At 49.7% G+C, this 16409-nt stretch carries 14 protein-coding genes; 11 read left to right on the top strand and 3 right to left on the bottom strand.

What is annotated here, in order from left to right; all coding sequences use genetic code 11:
* Nucleotides 1-178: 178 nt before the first annotated feature.
* The 4 genes from E5342_RS13265 (at nt 179) to E5342_RS13250 (ending at nt 6663) form a co-directional block, all read left to right on the top strand.
* A complete protein-coding gene (locus E5342_RS13265; protein WP_135959543.1) occupies nt 179-1402 on the top strand; it encodes a hypothetical protein in 1224 nt (407 codons plus the stop codon).
* 197 nt (nt 1403-1599) lie between these two features.
* Nucleotides 1600-4581 carry a SusC/RagA family TonB-linked outer membrane protein gene (locus E5342_RS13260; RefSeq protein ID WP_121734936.1) on the top strand — a complete coding sequence of 994 codons (2982 nt, stop codon included), beginning with the start codon at nt 1600-1602 and terminating at the stop codon, nt 4579-4581.
* A gap of 19 nt (nt 4582-4600) precedes the next feature.
* Nucleotides 4601-6166, top strand: coding sequence for a RagB/SusD family nutrient uptake outer membrane protein (locus E5342_RS13255; RefSeq protein WP_135959542.1), 1566 nt, complete (start codon nt 4601-4603; stop codon nt 6164-6166).
* 77 nt (nt 6167-6243) lie between these two features.
* Nucleotides 6244-6663, top strand: a complete 420-nt coding sequence (locus E5342_RS13250) for a hypothetical protein (protein WP_135959541.1) — start codon at nt 6244-6246, stop codon at nt 6661-6663.
* A 167-nt stretch (nt 6664-6830) separates the two neighbouring features.
* Here the strand turns inward: E5342_RS13250 and E5342_RS13245 are convergent, their stop codons facing one another.
* On the bottom strand, nt 6831-7853 hold the full coding sequence (locus tag E5342_RS13245) for an Rpn family recombination-promoting nuclease/putative transposase (protein ID WP_121734933.1): 1023 nt from the start codon (nt 7851-7853) through the stop codon (nt 6831-6833).
* Between the two features lie 212 nt (nt 7854-8065).
* Here E5342_RS13245 and E5342_RS13240 point away from each other — a divergent pair, with 212 nt between their 5' ends.
* The 7 genes from E5342_RS13240 to gltA all read left to right on the top strand — a co-directional run bounded on the left by E5342_RS13240 (nt 8066) and on the right by gltA (nt 15032).
* The gene (locus tag E5342_RS13240; RefSeq protein ID WP_121734932.1) at nt 8066-9100 is read left to right on the top strand and encodes an iron ABC transporter permease; all 1035 of its coding nucleotides are present in this window, start codon (nt 8066-8068) and stop codon (nt 9098-9100) included.
* Between the two features lie 5 nt (nt 9101-9105).
* Nucleotides 9106-10110 carry an ABC transporter ATP-binding protein gene (locus E5342_RS13235; RefSeq protein ID WP_121734931.1) on the top strand — a complete coding sequence of 335 codons (1005 nt, stop codon included), beginning with the start codon at nt 9106-9108 and terminating at the stop codon, nt 10108-10110.
* A gap of 14 nt (nt 10111-10124) precedes the next feature.
* Nucleotides 10125-11471: an MATE family efflux transporter gene (locus E5342_RS13230; RefSeq protein ID WP_121734930.1), complete on the top strand. Its 1347-nt coding sequence runs from the start codon at nt 10125-10127 to the stop codon at nt 11469-11471.
* Nucleotides 11472-11554: 83 nt separating this feature from the next.
* Nucleotides 11555-12148 (top strand): DUF4251 domain-containing protein, encoded by a 594-nt coding sequence (locus tag E5342_RS13225; protein WP_121734929.1) that lies wholly within the window; start codon nt 11555-11557, stop codon nt 12146-12148.
* Nucleotides 12149-12260: 112 nt separating this feature from the next.
* Nucleotides 12261-12647 carry a co-chaperone GroES gene (locus E5342_RS13220; protein ID WP_005859009.1) on the top strand — a complete coding sequence of 129 codons (387 nt, stop codon included), beginning with the start codon at nt 12261-12263 and terminating at the stop codon, nt 12645-12647.
* 91 nt (nt 12648-12738) lie between these two features.
* Nucleotides 12739-13536: a sulfide/dihydroorotate dehydrogenase-like FAD/NAD-binding protein gene (locus E5342_RS13215; RefSeq protein WP_121734928.1), complete on the top strand. Its 798-nt coding sequence runs from the start codon at nt 12739-12741 to the stop codon at nt 13534-13536.
* A 20-nt stretch (nt 13537-13556) separates the two neighbouring features.
* A complete protein-coding gene (gene gltA / locus E5342_RS13210; RefSeq protein ID WP_135959540.1) occupies nt 13557-15032 on the top strand; it encodes an NADPH-dependent glutamate synthase in 1476 nt (491 codons plus the stop codon).
* An 87-nt stretch (nt 15033-15119) separates the two neighbouring features.
* On the opposite strand, the gene E5342_RS13205 is transcribed toward gltA, so the two are convergent.
* Together E5342_RS13205 and E5342_RS13200 are read right to left on the bottom strand one after the other, a co-directional pair.
* Nucleotides 15120-15503 carry a DUF3037 domain-containing protein gene (locus tag E5342_RS13205; protein WP_121734926.1) on the bottom strand — a complete coding sequence of 128 codons (384 nt, stop codon included), beginning with the start codon at nt 15501-15503 and terminating at the stop codon, nt 15120-15122.
* Complete coding sequence (locus tag E5342_RS13200; RefSeq protein WP_121734925.1) at nt 15493-16263, bottom strand: HipA family kinase; 771 nt, start codon at nt 16261-16263, stop codon at nt 15493-15495. The genes E5342_RS13205 and E5342_RS13200 overlap by 11 nt, the downstream gene beginning before the upstream one ends.
* Between the last annotated feature and the right edge of the window lie 146 nt (nt 16264-16409).

The following is a 16409-nucleotide window of genomic DNA, read 5'->3' as shown; positions in this document are numbered from 1 at the left end:
GCTTCTACCCCGTTCCGCGTTAAAACCGATAAGAATCCTTATATATATTTAACCGGTTTGGCGTGAACCCTATTTTTGGTGCGGCCTTGCCCCGAACCTTTCCGCTCCCTTCCTTGTTTTATAGACGAAGAGCAACCGGATAAGCCGGTGAGTCTTCCGGCCTCTAAATTCTACAGCTATGGCTAGAGGAAATGGTATCATGACTACGGTCAGCGGATCAGCGGGTAACCTTACCTATGCGGTCCTTAGTGGAGAACAAATCATCAAAGCACGTGTCCGGACAATAAGGAATCCCAAGACAGCGTTGCAAGTGAACCAACGCATTAAATTCCCGAACATCGTCGCGATGTACAGGTCGTTCCACGGATTGCTGAAGGATGGCTTCGAGAGGAAGCGAAGCCGGAGGAGCCGGGGAGACCAATCGGATTACAACCGCTTCATGAGCATCAACCTGCAGAGCGCGCCCGTCTTCCTGACCAGGGCCGAGTCGGCGGCGGGGTATTGCGTGGCGGCGCCTTATCAGATCACGGAGGGGTCGCTCGTCTCCATCCGCACGCAGGGGCTGGGGACGGATACTTACTCGGATATCGCCCTGGGCGACCTGCAAATCTCGGACACGACGACCGTGGCGGATTTCGCCCGCGCCGTGGTGACGAACAACGAGTTGTATGAGTATGGCGACGCGATCACTTACTTCAGCGTCTTGCAGAACGTGAACGTGGAGACGGGCGTGCCCTTCGTGACCGTGAACGTGTACAAGGTGACGCTCGACGCCGCCGACCTCTCGCCCCTGCGTGCGGTGGCCCCCCCGGTAGGCTTCAGCGTGTCGGACGGATTCCTGTCGCATGGCGAGAATATCGGGCAGGGGGCCTTCGCCTGGGTGCACTCGCGGCGGGGAGAGGGCAGGTTGCTCGTGTCGTCGCAACGGCTGGTGGTGATGAACGCGCTCTTCGACGAGTATAACAGCAACCTCGCCAAAGACGATGCCCGGAAGGCATACGGCTCTGTCAGCGTAGCCCTGGAGCCGGACGGGAGTGATGACATGGCGTCGGCCGCGGGGCCCGTCGTCTCGCAGCTTACCGTAGGCGGCACGGTTAGGCTGACGGGCTCGAAGGCATTCGCCATCGGGAAAGACGACAAGGTAGTGCTGGAGGGCTCGCGGCTGGGCGGGACGGCGCCCGTGCAGGTGCTCTACGGCGCGACCGCCACGCAGACGGGCAACCATGCGATGGCCGACCTTACCGTTACCCTTCGCCAGAACGACCGCGTGGAGGCTACCATACCCGAAGAGGCCGCCGGCTATTGCTACGGTTTCTATATCGCTCCCCGCATAGTAGCCATGTTCGTGGGAGACAACCAGAACCCGGGTACGGGAGACTCGGAAAGCCCGGACGAGATCTGACAGAGCCGCGGGTACCACGCAGGTAACGCTATATATAAGATTCCCCGCCAACTTCGGTTGGCGGTTTTTTTTACTTTTTTGTGAAATTTATAGATTCGAGATGATATCATTAGAGAAAATTATTATTTTTGCACCGATATTTATAGTAACGTTGAATCTAATAGATCAACCATTGTTAACCTAAAAACAAATTAATTATGCAAAGAAAGAAAACTTTCGATTCTTTCAGACGCTGCAAGGTAGCGATACTTGCGGTGTTGATGTCCTTTTGCATGACGGCGGCCTTCGCCCAGCAAGGCGCCGTTAAGGGAAAAGTCCTGGACGAACTAGGTGAGCCCATCATCGGCGCGAACATCGTCGAGAAAGGAACCACCAACGGTACCATCACCGACATGGACGGTAACTACAGCCTTACCGTAAATGACTTGAAAAAGGCTGTGCTCCAAGCATCTTTCATCGGTTACAACACGGTAGAAGAAAGCGTGAAGGGACGTAAGACGGTAGAAATCAAGCTGTCTCCCTCCGTGGTGAACCTGGGCGAGGTCGTAGCCATCGGCTACGGTACGCAGACCCGTAAGGAGATCACGGGATCCGTGGCGAACATCTCCGAGGAGAACTTCAACAAGGGTGTGAACCGCGACGCTTCCGACCTGTTGCAAGGCAAGGTGGCCGGCTTGCAGATCACCTCCGGCTCGGGCGACGTGACGCGTAACTCGCAGATCCGCCTGCGCGGTACCTCCACGTTGCAGAACGACCAAGGCCCGATGATCGTGATCGACGGCGTGCCCGGTGGCGACATGTCCACGGTTTCCCCGTCCGATATCGAATCTATCTCCGTCTTGAAGGACGCCTCCTCGGCCGCCATCTACGGCTCCCGCGCCGCCGGCGGTGTGATCTTGATCACGACCAAGAGAGGATCCGGATCGAAGACCCAGATAAACTACGACGGCTATGTAACCATGGACAAGGTGGCCAACAAGCCCGACCTGCTGAACGCACAGGAGTGGCGCGACGCGAACCGCACGCTGGGTAACGACCTGAGCGGTTTCGACCGTTTCAACTCCGATACGGACTGGTTCGGCGAGATGCTTCGCACGGGTATTTCCCAAAACCACTCCTTGTCCTTGTCCGGCGGCTCCTCCAAGAGCAACTACCGCGCTTCCTATACCTATTTGGATCGTAACGGTATCGCCCGCAACAACTGGATGAAGCGCCATAGCTTCCGCTTCCAGTTCCAGCAGCGCGCCATCAACGACCGCTTGCGTATCGGCTTGACGGGATCCGCCACGCTGACGGATATGCAGATGCCTAGAGCGGATGATTATATCCTGGCCTACAACATGGCCCCGGTACTTCCGGTATTCAATTCCGACGGCACTTACTTCACGGATTTCAACGCCGAGTACGACCAAGGTAACCCGGTACAGAGCCAGGATTTGAACTACCGCAAATCCAAGAACAACTACTTCTACGGACAGGGCGACATCCAGTTCGAGATCATCGACGGCTTGAACGCCAAGGTGAACCTGTACAAGAGCCGCTATTCCAGCGATTACAGCCAATGGGACGATCCGCGTACCAAGGCTGCTTTGGGTAGTGGTTACGCTCAGAGACGCGCCCGCACGTGGGATCGCGAGTTGATGGAGTGGACGTTGAACTACGACAAGAGCTTCGGCGCCGACGAGAAGCATAAGCTGAGCGCGTTGGCCGGTTATTCATGGGAGACGAACCAGTCCGCCGACCAGCGTTCGATCGCGCGAAACTTCGCTGTGGTTTCCATGGGAGCCGACAACATCCAGTCCGGTTCCGAGTTGAAGGTGGGAGACGTGACCTCCGCCCGTAACGAGTATAAGTTGATCTCCTTCTTCGCCCGTGCTCACTATAGTTATGACGAGCGTTATATGATTACGGCTACTGTTCGTCGTGATGGTTCCTCTAAGTTCGGTGCTAATAATAAGTGGGGATGGTTCCCGTCCGTATCAGCGGCTTGGGGTATCTCTCAAGAGGCCTTCATGGAGAACACGAAGGATTGGTTGAGCGACTTGAAGCTTCGCGTGGGTTATGGCGTGACCGGTAACCAGGATGGTCTGACCCCGTATAAGTCCTTGGAGCTTTACGAGGCATACGGTACCTATACGAATGCCGCCGGCTCTCAGCTGATCGCTTACCGTGTGTCGCAGAACGCGAACCCGAACTTGAAGTGGGAATCCACCGCGATGTTTAACGTCGGCTTGGACTTCCAGTTGTTCAATGGCCGCTTGGGCGGTACGGTTGAGTACTATGACAAGAAGACTTCCGACATGTTATATAACTACTCTGTTCCAACCCCGACATACGTATACAGCACGATCGCCGCTAACGTAGGCGATATGAGCAATAAGGGTATCGAGGTAATGTTGAACCTAGACGTGATCCGTAACAAGACATTCAACTGGAATACCTCCATCAACCTATCTCACAACAAGAATGAGATCACGAAACTGTCTAATGAGTTGTATTCTACCGACCGTGTTTACGTAGGTGATCCTTGGATCCGCGGTGCTTCCGGCGTGACTTCCCACGTGGTAGAGGAAGGCCGTCCGGTAGGCCAGTTCTTCATGTTGAAATGCAACGGCCTTGACGCTGACGGCCATTTCATCATTGAGGACATCAATGGCGACGGCCAGATCTCCGATGACGACCGCACGTATGTGGGCGACGCCCAACCGGATCTGACATTCGGATGGAACAACACTTTCACTTGGAAGAACTGGGACGCGAGCTTCTTTATCCGCGGGTCCATAGGCCAGAAGGTATTGAACAACCCGTTGGCAGCGTATGGCAACAATACCTATATCGGTGGAACGAACGCCATGCAGAACGATGACTTGCTGAAATTGCGCGAGAATTCCCGCGTATGTTCATACTATATCGAGAACGGCTCTTTCGCTCGCTTGGACAACATGTCTATCGGTTATACTTTCAACACGAAGAAGATTGACTGGCTGAATAAGGCCCGTTTGTATGTAGCAGCCCAGAATTTGTTCGTGATCACGGGATATAAGGGTCTGGATCCTGAAGTCGAGATCTTCCGTGGTGAGGCCAGTGATAACAATGCCGGCTTGGATCCGGGTATCGAGCCCCGTAACTACATGCCGAAGGCACGTTCATTCACGTTTGGTGTTAACTTGACATTCTAATCATTAAATCGCATTTATCATGAAGAAAAAGACAATTATATCCATTTTGGCCGGGGCTTCCTTGTTGCTATCGATGCCGTCCTGTACGGATCTGGACGAGAAGGTTTACGATAAGCTCTCCGCCGATACGTTTGGTATGACAGAGACCGAGATCGACGCGTTGGTCGGTACGGTCAATAACACGTTGCGCAGTTATTTTGGAGGAGACTTTTATGCGCTGGATGACCAAGCGGGCTCCATGTCCGTGAAACCGACCCGTCAGGGTGGCGACTGGTACGACGGCGGACAGCACCGCGAGATCTATATGCACGACTATACGGCGCAGACCTCTTGCGTGCGTGGCGCATGGAGCACGGCTTCCCAGTCGATCGGTACCTGTAACGCGGCTTTGGCCGTGATCGAGAACACGGAGGCGTTGTCCGATACGAAGAAAGCGCAGACCTTGGCTTCCGTACGTGGTGTACGCGCTTTTTGGTTCTATAAGATGGTAGACCTTTGGGGTAACGTTCCCTTGGTAACCAGCAGCGAGGACAAGGAGTTGCCGGATTGTAAGTCTCGCCAAGAGGTTTACGACTGGGTAGTGAGCGAGGTAGAGGCCATCGCCGACCAGTGCCCGGATCGCGAGGGCAATTATGGCCAGTTCACGAAGGGTGCCGCCCAAGTCTTATTGGCCAAGCTTTACCTGAACGCCGAGGCTTGGGGCGTGACTTGCGCAGGCAATGCCTACGAGAAAGTAATCAACGCATGTGATAAGGTGTTGGCTATGGGCTATATCCTGGAGCCGAACTGGAAGGATAACTTCTCCTTGACCAACGAGAACTCCAAGGAGGCGATCTTGGCGGCTATCTTCTCCGAGTCTGATACTAATAGACAGAATCAGTTACACCTCAACTCCCTACACTATAAACAAAATCTAGTGTATGGCGCTCCTTTTAGCGCATGGAACGGTTTGTGCGCGCAGCCTGATTACGTGAAGTTGTTTCCGGAGGATGACCCACGCTACGAAGGTAGCTTCTTGATGGGACAACAATACGATTTGAGTACGGGTGAGAAGCTTTATACCGCTTATAATCTGGAATTGGATTATACGGCTGAGATCGCCATGATGCCGGGTACGCAATATGACGGAACCAACTGGGGAGCCGTATTGCAGCAGGCTGGTTATCGCGCCAACAAGTGGCCGTATTCCAGCTCTTTAAATAGTGCTATGGGTAACGACTATCATGTATTCCGTCTGGCAGATGTATATCTAATGAAAGCGGAAGCGTTACTTCGTAGTGGCGGTAGCGCGAGCGAGGCTACGAAATTGGTGAACGCCGTACGTGCGCGTGCTTATGGAAATACGAACCACAATATCGCGAACGCTACCTTGAAGGATGTACAATTGGAGCGCCGTTTGGAATTCGCATGGGAATTGACTTCCCGTCAGGATGATATCCGCTTCGGTTGCTACGACAAAGGTATGTGGGCTTCCTCTAATTGTGAGAGAAAGAGCAGCGAGCATCTGAAGCTGTTCCCCGTATCACAAACGGCATGGCAGTCTAATCCGAAATTGACACAGAATCCGGGTTATCCTGCGTTCTAAAAATATTCTTTGGGCTAGATGGAACTTTATTTAAGGGGTCGTCTAGCCCTCTTTGTATAATCTTAAGCATTACAGTTATGAAAAAGTATTTTCTTTTGTTAGTGATGTTATTTATAGCTGTCGCTAACTATGCGGAAAAGCCCGCTAATTATGTGGAAATGTCAAGTGAGAATGACGCACGTGTCATCTACAACGTGGCAGGGTGGTATGAGACATCCTCGGGATATAGGGCCACATTCCAAATAGGAAGTAATTTGAGAATCCCAAATGGCATTACGACAATGTATCTTTATATCACTTCTCCGGTTCTCACGTCTTATACGTTCACCTCGTCTGTCCCGGGTTTAGTTATCGGCTCTTCCGGTAATCAAGTCCTATTGAGCAGTAATAGCACGCCTTACGGTAGCCTGCACGGAACAGATATAGATGTAAGTGGTTATTGTCCTTCAACAGGTCAAAACGAGACGTTCCATATCGCTTTCTTGCCAGAGAACTAGCCGTTTGAAAGAAAAGGGGATGTGTGCCTAGATGGAAATGGCACAAAGAAGTACGCGGATCAAGCGAATGCTCACGGATCCTATATCAAGATTCAATATATAGGTCTGTGTTCATCGGCTTGATCCGCGTTATCTTTGGGTCATCCGGGGGATGGGACTCGGTGGCGCTACAGTCGCTCGATCTCTTCTGTGGGGAGGCCGGAGCTGCGGGCGATGATGTCTGTCGGCACGCCGTTCAGCTTCAATTGTCGGGCCATTTCCAGGCGGGCTTCCTCCATTCCTTTCTCCATTCCTTTCTCCAAACCGTCCTTCATACCTTTTGCTTCCGCTTCCACCTTTGCTTTCGCCACAGCTTTCGCCACAGCCTCCGCCACAGCCTCCGCTATCGCTTTCTCTTTCGCTTCCTCTACTTCCCGCAGGAAACCTTCCTCTGCGAGGCGGTTTACGTTGTAGCGATCTACCGCACGGTCGTAGGCGAGGCGGTTCTCAGGGGAGAGGTTCGCCACGGCGGCCAGACGGGATAGATGGGCGAATACCTGCTCTTTCAAGGTATCCGGCATTCGAATCCAATGTTCCATGTTCTTTAACGCATAAAAAAGTCTTTCTAATAAAGTCTCACACTCATCCAGTTCCTTCGTGAAATAAGGGAACTGCAAATAGATTTGCCGAAAACGCGGGTTTAGCGTTTCATGGCTCTCCATGTCCAGGATTCCGGCATCCACCCGGAAACGATCCGGTAGGTCCGGCTCCTTGAAGTTCATGAAGAAAACGCCATACACCACGCTCAGTTTATAGTCCGTACCATACGATGCCGAGGGCTCCCGTATCTCCATGCCCTCCTCTCCGGTATCTAATCCGGGCACGCTTACCGAAACCGGAGACTCGACCTGCCGGCTCACCGCACGGCACATGTAATACAAGGTGCGATCCAGGAAATTCGGGTGCTTGCGGTTCTGCATCTCCACGATGATATACTCTCCCGTGGAGGTGCGGCAATAGAGGTCGTAGATGATCCCTTTGTCCCGCACATGCTCCGCGTGATCCTCCTTGTCCAGAAACTCCAAGTCCTCGATGCGGTGCTCGCCCGCCAGTAACTCATTCAATAACGTGATCAGGAACGGCTTGCTGGCCGGCTGACCGAAGATGATCTTGAATCCAAGATCCGTGAACGGATTCACGAATTTTCCCATAGCTAATACTTTTTTAGTTAAACCTGTTTATTGTCTCACTTCGCAAATGTACGAAAACGATCGCATATACGGAAGCCTCCTTGAAAATAACGCGGGGTGGATTTCGCTATCTCTTCTTGATCCGTCCGAGACGGTCTGGCAAGAGTTTGTTCGTGAGCACGACGCATATCCGGGAAGTGTGATATAACTACTTTTTTGTGTACCTTCGCGACATGAACAGACAGGTGTTGCTTTTTTATCCGTTGATGGGGGTGGTTCTTTTGGCGCTCTTTGTGGGGGGGCTGGCGTATGGGGCGGTATCGATCCCGTTGGATCACGTGATGGATATTTTGCTGGGGAAGGGATCTGATAAGATCGCGTGGCAGAATATCGTGTTGCAATCTCGTTTGCCACAGGCGATAACCGCATTGTTGGCGGGGGCTTCACTGGCTACGAGTGGGCTGTTGTTGCAAACCTTATTCCGGAATCCGTTGGCCGGACCCTCTATATTAGGTATCAGTGATGGGGCTAATCTGGGAGTGGCCGCTATCATGTTGTATTTTGGAGGTACGCTGGGGCAGTTTACGGATTGGCCGGTCAGCGGATATATGGCGGTGATTCTCGCCGCGTTCGTAGGGGCTTGCGTGATCTTGGGATTGATTATCTATTTCTCTGCGAAGGTGAAGAACAATGTCATGCTCTTGATTATCGGTATAATGATCGGCTATCTGGCCTCGTCGGTTATCTCTATACTGAACTATTATTCCTCGACAGATAGGGTACATGCTTTCGTGATGTGGGGGCTGGGCAATTTCTCGGGGGTATCCTTGGAACAATTGCCTTTCTTCGGGACTTGCGCATTGATCGGGTTGCTGTTGGCTGTCTTGCTGATAAAGCCTCTGAATGCCTTGTTGCTGGGAGAGATGTATGCCGCTAATCTGGGTATACGGATCAAGCGGGCACGAATAGCCATCCTTTTATGTACGGGGATATTGACCGCTACGACTACCGCTTTCTGCGGACCGATCTCTTTTATCGGATTAGCGGTTCCGCATATCGCACGACTGATGCTTGGTTCTTCCAATCATAAGATATTGGTGCCGATAACGATGTTGACGGGCTCCTGTATCGCCTTGCTTTGTAATTTATTGATGGTCGTACCGGGAAGCAACACGATTTTACCCTTGAACGCGGTGACACCTATGCTGGGTGCGCCGGTTATTATCTATGTAATCGTAAACCGGAAGAATATTCAATATTTTAATTAGTGGTTATGGAAAGGATTCCAGTTATAAGGACAAGAAATCTGAGTATTGGATATGTTTTGAAAGGTGGACACCTAAAGTTGGTGCATGATGCCCTCGACTTGGATTTATATCCGGGCGAGGTGACTTGCCTTCTCGGGTTGAATGGTGCGGGAAAGTCTACCTTATTGCGTACGCTGTGCGGTTTCCAGCCTTCTCTGGGGGGCGAGATCGAATTGAAAGGAAAGCCGTTGGCCTCTTACTCGCAAGGTGATTTTTCCCGGATGGTAGGTGTTGTTCTCACGGAGAAGACAAATGCCGGTGGAATAACGGTTTACGAGTTGGTCTCTTTAGGAAGACATCCCTATACCGGCTTTTTCGGACAATTAAGGCAGGAAGATCGCAGGATTATCGAGGAATCGCTTGCTGCCGCCGGTATCGCTCATAAGGCTTATAATTATGTGTCGGAACTTAGTGATGGCGAGCGTCAGAAAGCCATGATCGCTAAAGCTTTGGCTCAGCAATGCCCCATCATATTGTTGGATGAGCCGACGGCCTTTTTAGATGTGACAAGTCGGATAGAGACTATGGTCTTGTTACATAAATTAGCGGTAAAGCAACAAAAAGCGATTCTCTTATCAACGCATGATCTGGATTTAGCGATCCAGCTGGGGGATTGCCTGTGGCTGCAAGAGAAAAAACGTCCGATGGCTTGTGGAACGCCGGAGGACTTGATTATGGGAGGGTCGTTTGAGACATTCTTCGGTAAGGAAGGAATCGTGTTTGATCCGAATACCGGAAAATTGAATACGGTAGCGCCTACTGTTCCGATCGGGGTAGAGGGAGATTTCATGGTTTCTTATTGGGTGGGGAATGCCTTGATCCGGAATGGATTTAAACCCTCCCCGGTGAATAAGGATTCTATAAATGTTTATTGTGAGGCACCGGATCGCCTGCGTATCCAATTACCCGATGGGGATGTAAAGATTGCGACAAGTATGGCGGAGATGGTCTCATGGATTCAAATCTTATAAGAAACGAGTTTGTTATGACAAATGAGATTACATGGCGGCTGGAAAATGAGAATATAGGCCGTTTGTTGGTACATTACGCGATTCCCGCCGTTATCGGGACCATGGTTAATGCTCTTTATAATATCGTTGATCGTATATTTATCGGACAAGGAGTGGGTGCGCTAGCTATCTCCGGATTGACTTTGACTTTCCCGATACTACTCTTTATGCAGGCATTTGGAATGTTGATCGGTGCGGGAGCCGCTACAAGGGTCTCCATTCATCTAGGCCGTAAGGCGAATGATCTGGCAGATAACGTATTAGGAAACGCTTTCACTTTGACATTCATTATCGGAGCCTTGACGATTATCCCCAGTATGATTTTCTTGGATGATTTGTTAACGTGGTTCGGAGGAAGCGAGCAGACGATACCTTATGCGAAAGACTATTTATATATCGCTATCCCGGGTAATTTGCTGGCTACATTAAGCTTTAGCTTTAATGCCGTGATGCGTGCTTCCGGATATCCGAAAAAGGCGATGTTCACGATGATGATCGGTGCCGTATTGAACGTGATCCTAGACCCGATCTTTATCTTCTGGCTGGATATGGGGATACAGGGTGCCGCTATCGCTACGGTGATCTCCATGGCCGCCGGTGCCGCTTTCGTGATGAGTCATTTTATCAGCAAGGATAGTATCGTACGTTTCCATACGAAATATTTCCGGTTGAAAGGTTCCATTATTTGGAATATATTTACGATCGGCATGTCTCCATTTTCCATGCAGCTGGCGGGCAGTGTGGTTGTGGTGATCATGAACCATGCGTTGAAAGAGAATGGAGGCGATTTGGCGATTGGTGCCAGCGGTATTATTTCCAGTATTGCCATGCTGCTGGTTATGTTGATTATCGGTATCGCCCAAGGGATGCAACCGATTGTCGGGTTTAATCATGGCGCTGGGCATCATAACCGGGTATTGGCTACCTTGCGGTTGTCTATTATAGTATCGACCTTGATTACAGGGGTAGGATGTATCGTCAGTTTGTTATTCCCAAGACTGATCGTTAGCGTATTCTCAACGGATGCCGAATTGGTGTCGATTACGGACAATGGATTACGTCTGACGATGCTGGTCTTTTTCGTTGTCGGTTCCCAGATTACGATCAGCCAGTTTTTTCAAAGTATCGGTGTCGCATGGAAAGCGATGTTTCTGAGTCTAAGTCGGCAGGTTTTATTCCTGATACCGGCTATCCTGCTATTTCCTCCGATCTGGGGATTGGATGGCGTTTGGCTAGCGCAACCTTTCTCCGATTTCATCGCGGCGGTAACCGCATGGGGCTTTTTATGGTATCATGTTAAAAACGTGAAAAATAAGGGTTAAAGATGAACTTATGTCGATGTTAATTGTATTTTTATTGTATGTATAAAAGTACTTTTTAGACAAACCTTTAAAAATGAGTTAATATGAAGAAGATTGTATTGTTGCTCGCTGTTTTATTATTTGGTGCAGGGTCGATGATGGCACAGCAGGACAAGTCCGCAGAGAAAGTTGCGAAACAAGCCGAGAAAGAAGCAAAGAAAGCGGAGAAGGCAGCGAAGAAAGCGGCGGAGGAAGCCGAAGCTAACGCATTGTTTGAACAAGCGGTGCAAGCTTTGAAGAATAAGGATTTCGTATTGGAAGCGGATCGTATAGAGTTTAAGCGCGGTAGTTTTGTTTATGTTACCCCGAACACGAACTTCGTTTCGGTGAAAGGTGAGAAAGCTACTATTCAGTTAGCGTTTAATACTCCGGCGGCCGGTCCTAACGGAATAGGAGGGATAACGGTTGATGGAACAACTTCCGGTGTACAGATGAAGACTGACAAAAAAGGAAACGTTATGTACGAGATGAATGTGCAGGGTGTAGCGGTATCCGCTAGGGTTACGTTCCGTATGACGAAAGGTACGAATAAATGTACAGCCACGGTATCGCCAAACTTTAATAGCAATCGTATATCCTTTACGGGAAATCTCTATCCTTCGAGCGAGTCGAATGTATTCAAGGGACGTTCTATTTAATATAGATAAATGTTCATTATAGATAAGAGCGGGCTTTCATCAAGAAGGCTCGCTTTTATTTTTGGTAAACTTTCCGTAAGTTCGCGAAATAAAAATTTAACATCTTATAATCATGCAACTATCCATAGATCAAAAAGACATCGATAAATTTCTGATGATAGGCGATAAAGTATTGATTAAGCCTAAGAATCCACAGAGCCAGACGAAGACCGGATTGTATTTGCCTCCCTCGGTCCAACAAGGGGAGAAGATACAAGCGGGTTATATCATAAAGACGGGGCCTGGATATCCATTGCCTTCTCAATCCGAGGAGCATGAGGTATGGGAGAAAAAGAAAGGGGAGGAGGTGCAATACTTACCGCTTCAAGCCCGTGAAGGTGATTTGGCAGTCTATTTGCAGAATGCCGCTTACGAGATCAATTTTAATGACGAGAAGTTCTTGATTGTCCCTCATTCCGCTATTTTGATGTTAGTGCGTGATGAAGGTTTGTTTGAATAAAGCCTTTTGTTAAGGGAAATAGGGCTGTATTCACTTTTTTATCTTATTTTTGCCAGCAAAACAAGACAAACTATCAACAGTAGCGATTATAATGAATAAGATTGTAAGTAAAGAACATTTCTCAGCCAACGTGGTGAAGCTGGAAGTCGAGGCTCCTTTGATCGCCCGCTCCCGCAAGGCCGGTCACTTCGTGATCGTGAAGGTTGGCGAAAAAGGCGAACGTATACCTCTTACCATTGCCGGGGCGGATACCGAGAAAGGTACCATCACTTTGGTGATCCAAGCGGTAGGCGGCTCATCCCGTAAGATCTGTGAATTGGACGAGGGTGACTATATCACGGATGTGGTGGGTCCGTTAGGGCAGGCTACCCATATCGAGAAGGTTGGAACGGTTGTTTGTGCCGGTGGTGGCGTAGGTGTCGCTCCGTTGTTGCCGATCGTGGAGGCTTTCCATAAGGCAGGAAATCGTGTGATCGTCGTATTGGCGGCCCGTACCAAGGACTTGGTAATCCTTGAGGAGCAGATGCGCCAAAACTCGGATGAGGTAATTATCATGACGGATGATGGCTCTCTGGGTACGAAAGGCTTGGTGACGAATGGTGTGGAGAGCGTGATCAACCGGGAGAGGGTGGATTTATGCGTTACGATCGGTCCGGCTATTATGATGAAATTCGTTTCCGCTCTTACAAAGAAATACGAGATTCCTACCGTAGCTTCCTTGAATACGATCATGGTGGACGGAACGGGTATGTGTGGTGCTTGCCGTATCACGGTAGGCGGGAAGACCAAGTTCGTTTGTGTGGACGGACCGGAGTTCGATGCTCATCAAGTGGATTTTGATGAGATGATCATGCGTCTCGGCGCTTATAAGGATATAGAGAAGAAATAACGAAACCACGTAATTGAATCATGACAACAGAAGAATTAATCGCTGCTCGTCGTGCCGAACCTTGGCGGGAGGCGCTTCGCAAAAGCAAGAAAAATAAAGAACGTGCGGATATCCCCCGTGTGAAGATGAACGAGTTGGACCCGGAATACCGGAGTCGTACCCGTTTGGAGGAGGTTAACTTAGGCTTGACAAAAGAACAGGCCATGCAAGAGGCCGAGCGCTGTTTGGATTGTCCGAATCCTACTTGTATGCAGGGATGTCCGGTAAATATCAATGTACCTACTTTTATCAAGAATATCGAGCGTGGGGAATTTTTGGAGGCCGCTAAGACCTTGAAAGAGACAAGTGCCCTGCCCGCTGTTTGCGGTCGTGTCTGTCCGCAGGAGAAACAATGCGAGAGCAAGTGTATCCATTTGAAAATGGGTAAGGAAGCGGTTGCCATTGGCTACTTGGAGCGTTTCGCCGCTGATTACGAACGTGAGAGCGGTAATATCTCGGTTCCGGAGATCGCGGAGAAGAACGGTATCAAGATTGCCGTGGTAGGTTCCGGTCCTGCCGGATTGTCTTTTGCCGGAGATATGGCGAAGCGTGGATATGATGTGACTGTGTTCGAGGCATTGCATGAGATCGGTGGTGTATTGAAATATGGTATTCCGGAGTTCCGCCTACCGAATAAGATCGTGGACGTGGAGATTGATGGCCTTCGGAAGATGGGCGTACGGTTTGAGAAAGATTGTATCGTGGGTAAGACGATCAGTTATGAGGATTTGCATGCGGATGGCTTTAAGGGCGTGTTTGTGGCAAGTGGTGCCGGTCTGCCTAACTTTATGAACATTCCTGGTGAGAACTTTGTGGGCGTGATGTCGTCCAACGAGTATTTGACCCGTGTAAACTTGATGGATGCGGCAAATCCGGAAAGTGATACGCCAGTGCTACAAGGAAAGAAGGTGGCCGTGATCGGTGGAGGAAATACCGCTATGGACTCTGTCCGTACCGCTCGTCGTCTGGGCGCTGAGCGTGCTATGATTGTCTACCGTCGTAGCGAGGAGGAGATGCCTGCCCGTCTGGAAGAGGTGAAACATGCGAAGGAAGAAGGTGTGGAGTTCATGACGCTTCATAATCCGATCGAATATATAGGTGATGAAAGAGGCCGTGTGAAACAGATGCGTTTGCAGAAGATGGAATTGGGCGAGCCGGATGCCTCTGGTCGCCGTCGTCCGGTACCTATCGAAGGTGCTATCGAAACGATCGATGTAGACGAGGTGATTGTTAGTGTCGGTGTATCTCCGAATCCATTAATACCCCGTGCCTTTGGAGGCTTGGAGGTGAGCAAGAAGGGCACGATCGTAGTGGAAGAGGACAGCATGCGTTCTGCTTTAGGCGATGTGTATGCTGGTGGTGACATCGTTCGTGGTGGAGCTACCGTAATTCTGGCGATGGGAGACGGTCGTAAGGCTGCCGCTTCTATGGATGCGGACTTAAGAGGAAAAGTATAATATCTATTAATTCAATAAGGAAAGACGGGTTGTTTAGACGATCCGTCTTTTTTCTTTTATCGTGATATGGAGATTTATGTTTATTATCTATAAGACTAATTCTTGAAATAATCTCTCAAATGTCTGTTCTAGATCATTGGAAAAACCGGGATGTGGACGTGAGGTTTGGATAGAGGCACTTCTTATGGCGGTAAGCCAACGAAAGCGCTCCGGAATATCTAGGGTGGCTATAGGGCCTCCATCCTTGGCGCCGGAACATATCTTATCGAAAACGTGGAGATTGGCGCACAAAGATTCTTTATCTATATCTGATGTGAACAGACGAAGTTTCTCCTCGTCTACATGATAGCGAGCCTTGATGAATTTAGGCCGTTTACAGAACATGATAAGGCCTACATTGATAAACTCCTCCCGTTCGATTTTCGGTACGATACGGATTACGGCATATTCATATAAGTGTTTATCTTGCATGTCGAGCTTCATTTATAAACGTGTCAGAATGGGCGATTCGGTCAATTAAGAACCGGATATATACATCACGTATTTCTTGAGGCGTACCAGGACTATCGTTCCAATGCAACCAATCATCGGGTACTAGACCTACGATCTCACGAATTTTCTCTTCCGTTAAGATACGTTTGAAATCCTTGTCTACTTCCTCCAGCAGCGTCGCTTGTGGCAATAATACATGATCCTTGATATGGATGAAAGGGCCGATCGCATGTTTTTGCCAATTTACCCATGAGAAATGGAAAAATAAGGAAGCCCCATGATCGATGAGCCAAAGTTCCTTATTCCATACCAGCATATTCGTATTCCGGACCGTGCGATCTATATTTGTCAATAGAGCATCGAGCCATACGACTTGTGAGGCGAGTTTGGGATCTACATGATTGACTACCGGGTCGAAAGTCAAGGCCCCGGATAAGAAATGCAATCCCAGATTGAGCCCTTGGCTTGTTTGTAGTAAGTCTTGTATCTCCTCGTCACCTTCCGATCGCCCGAAAGCCTCATCAAGATTTAGGAAGACTAATTCCGGTACATGGAAACCCAAGCAACGAGCAACCTCGCCTCCGATCAACTCGGCTATCAGGGCTTTCGTCCCATGTCCGGCTCCCCGGAACTTAACGACATATTTAAATCCATCGTCCGCTTCCGCTAAAGCAGGCAATGATCCGCCTTCCCGCAGAGGCATGATATATCGGGTAACATTCGCTGTACGTAATTCCATAACCCTCACTTTAATTGAAGATAAAGATACGATTCTATTTTAGAAATAAAAAGCCCCGCTATTCTTTCGAACAGCGAGGCCTTTTGGAAGCGAGCGGAAGACGGGACTCGAACCCGCGACCCTAACCTTGGCAAGGTTATGCTCTA

Source organism: Parabacteroides distasonis (genome assembly GCF_004793765.1).
In the GTDB taxonomy this organism is placed as follows: Bacteria; Bacteroidota; Bacteroidia; order Bacteroidales; family Tannerellaceae; genus Parabacteroides; species Parabacteroides distasonis_A.
Note: the sequence above shows the minus strand (reverse complement) of the source record. Positions and strands in the feature narration are given on the sequence as shown.

Bases quoted from the DNA above. Each gene is read 5' to 3' on its own strand.
- E5342_RS13235 (WP_121734931.1), top strand. From the start codon at position 9,106: ATGGAAAGGATTCCAGTTATAAGGACAAGAAATCTGAGTATTGGATAT.
- E5342_RS13200 (WP_121734925.1), bottom strand. From the start codon at position 16,263: ATGGAATTACGTACAGCGAATGTTACCCGATATATCATGCCTCTGCGG.
- E5342_RS13230 (WP_121734930.1), top strand. From the start codon at position 10,125: ATGACAAATGAGATTACATGGCGGCTGGAAAATGAGAATATAGGCCGT.
- E5342_RS13205 (WP_121734926.1), bottom strand. From the start codon at position 15,503: ATGCAAGATAAACACTTATATGAATATGCCGTAATCCGTATCGTACCG.
- E5342_RS13265 (WP_135959543.1), top strand. From the start codon at position 179: ATGGCTAGAGGAAATGGTATCATGACTACGGTCAGCGGATCAGCGGGT.
- E5342_RS13250 (WP_135959541.1), top strand. From the start codon at position 6,244: ATGAAAAAGTATTTTCTTTTGTTAGTGATGTTATTTATAGCTGTCGCT.
- E5342_RS13215 (WP_121734928.1), top strand. From the start codon at position 12,739: ATGAATAAGATTGTAAGTAAAGAACATTTCTCAGCCAACGTGGTGAAG.
- gltA (WP_135959540.1), top strand. From the start codon at position 13,557: ATGACAACAGAAGAATTAATCGCTGCTCGTCGTGCCGAACCTTGGCGG.
- E5342_RS13255 (WP_135959542.1), top strand. From the start codon at position 4,601: ATGAAGAAAAAGACAATTATATCCATTTTGGCCGGGGCTTCCTTGTTG.
- E5342_RS13225 (WP_121734929.1), top strand. From the start codon at position 11,555: ATGAAGAAGATTGTATTGTTGCTCGCTGTTTTATTATTTGGTGCAGGG.
- E5342_RS13240 (WP_121734932.1), top strand. From the start codon at position 8,066: ATGAACAGACAGGTGTTGCTTTTTTATCCGTTGATGGGGGTGGTTCTT.
- E5342_RS13260 (WP_121734936.1), top strand. From the start codon at position 1,600: ATGCAAAGAAAGAAAACTTTCGATTCTTTCAGACGCTGCAAGGTAGCG.
- E5342_RS13220 (WP_005859009.1), top strand. From the start codon at position 12,261: ATGCAACTATCCATAGATCAAAAAGACATCGATAAATTTCTGATGATA.
- E5342_RS13245 (WP_121734933.1), bottom strand. From the start codon at position 7,853: ATGGGAAAATTCGTGAATCCGTTCACGGATCTTGGATTCAAGATCATC.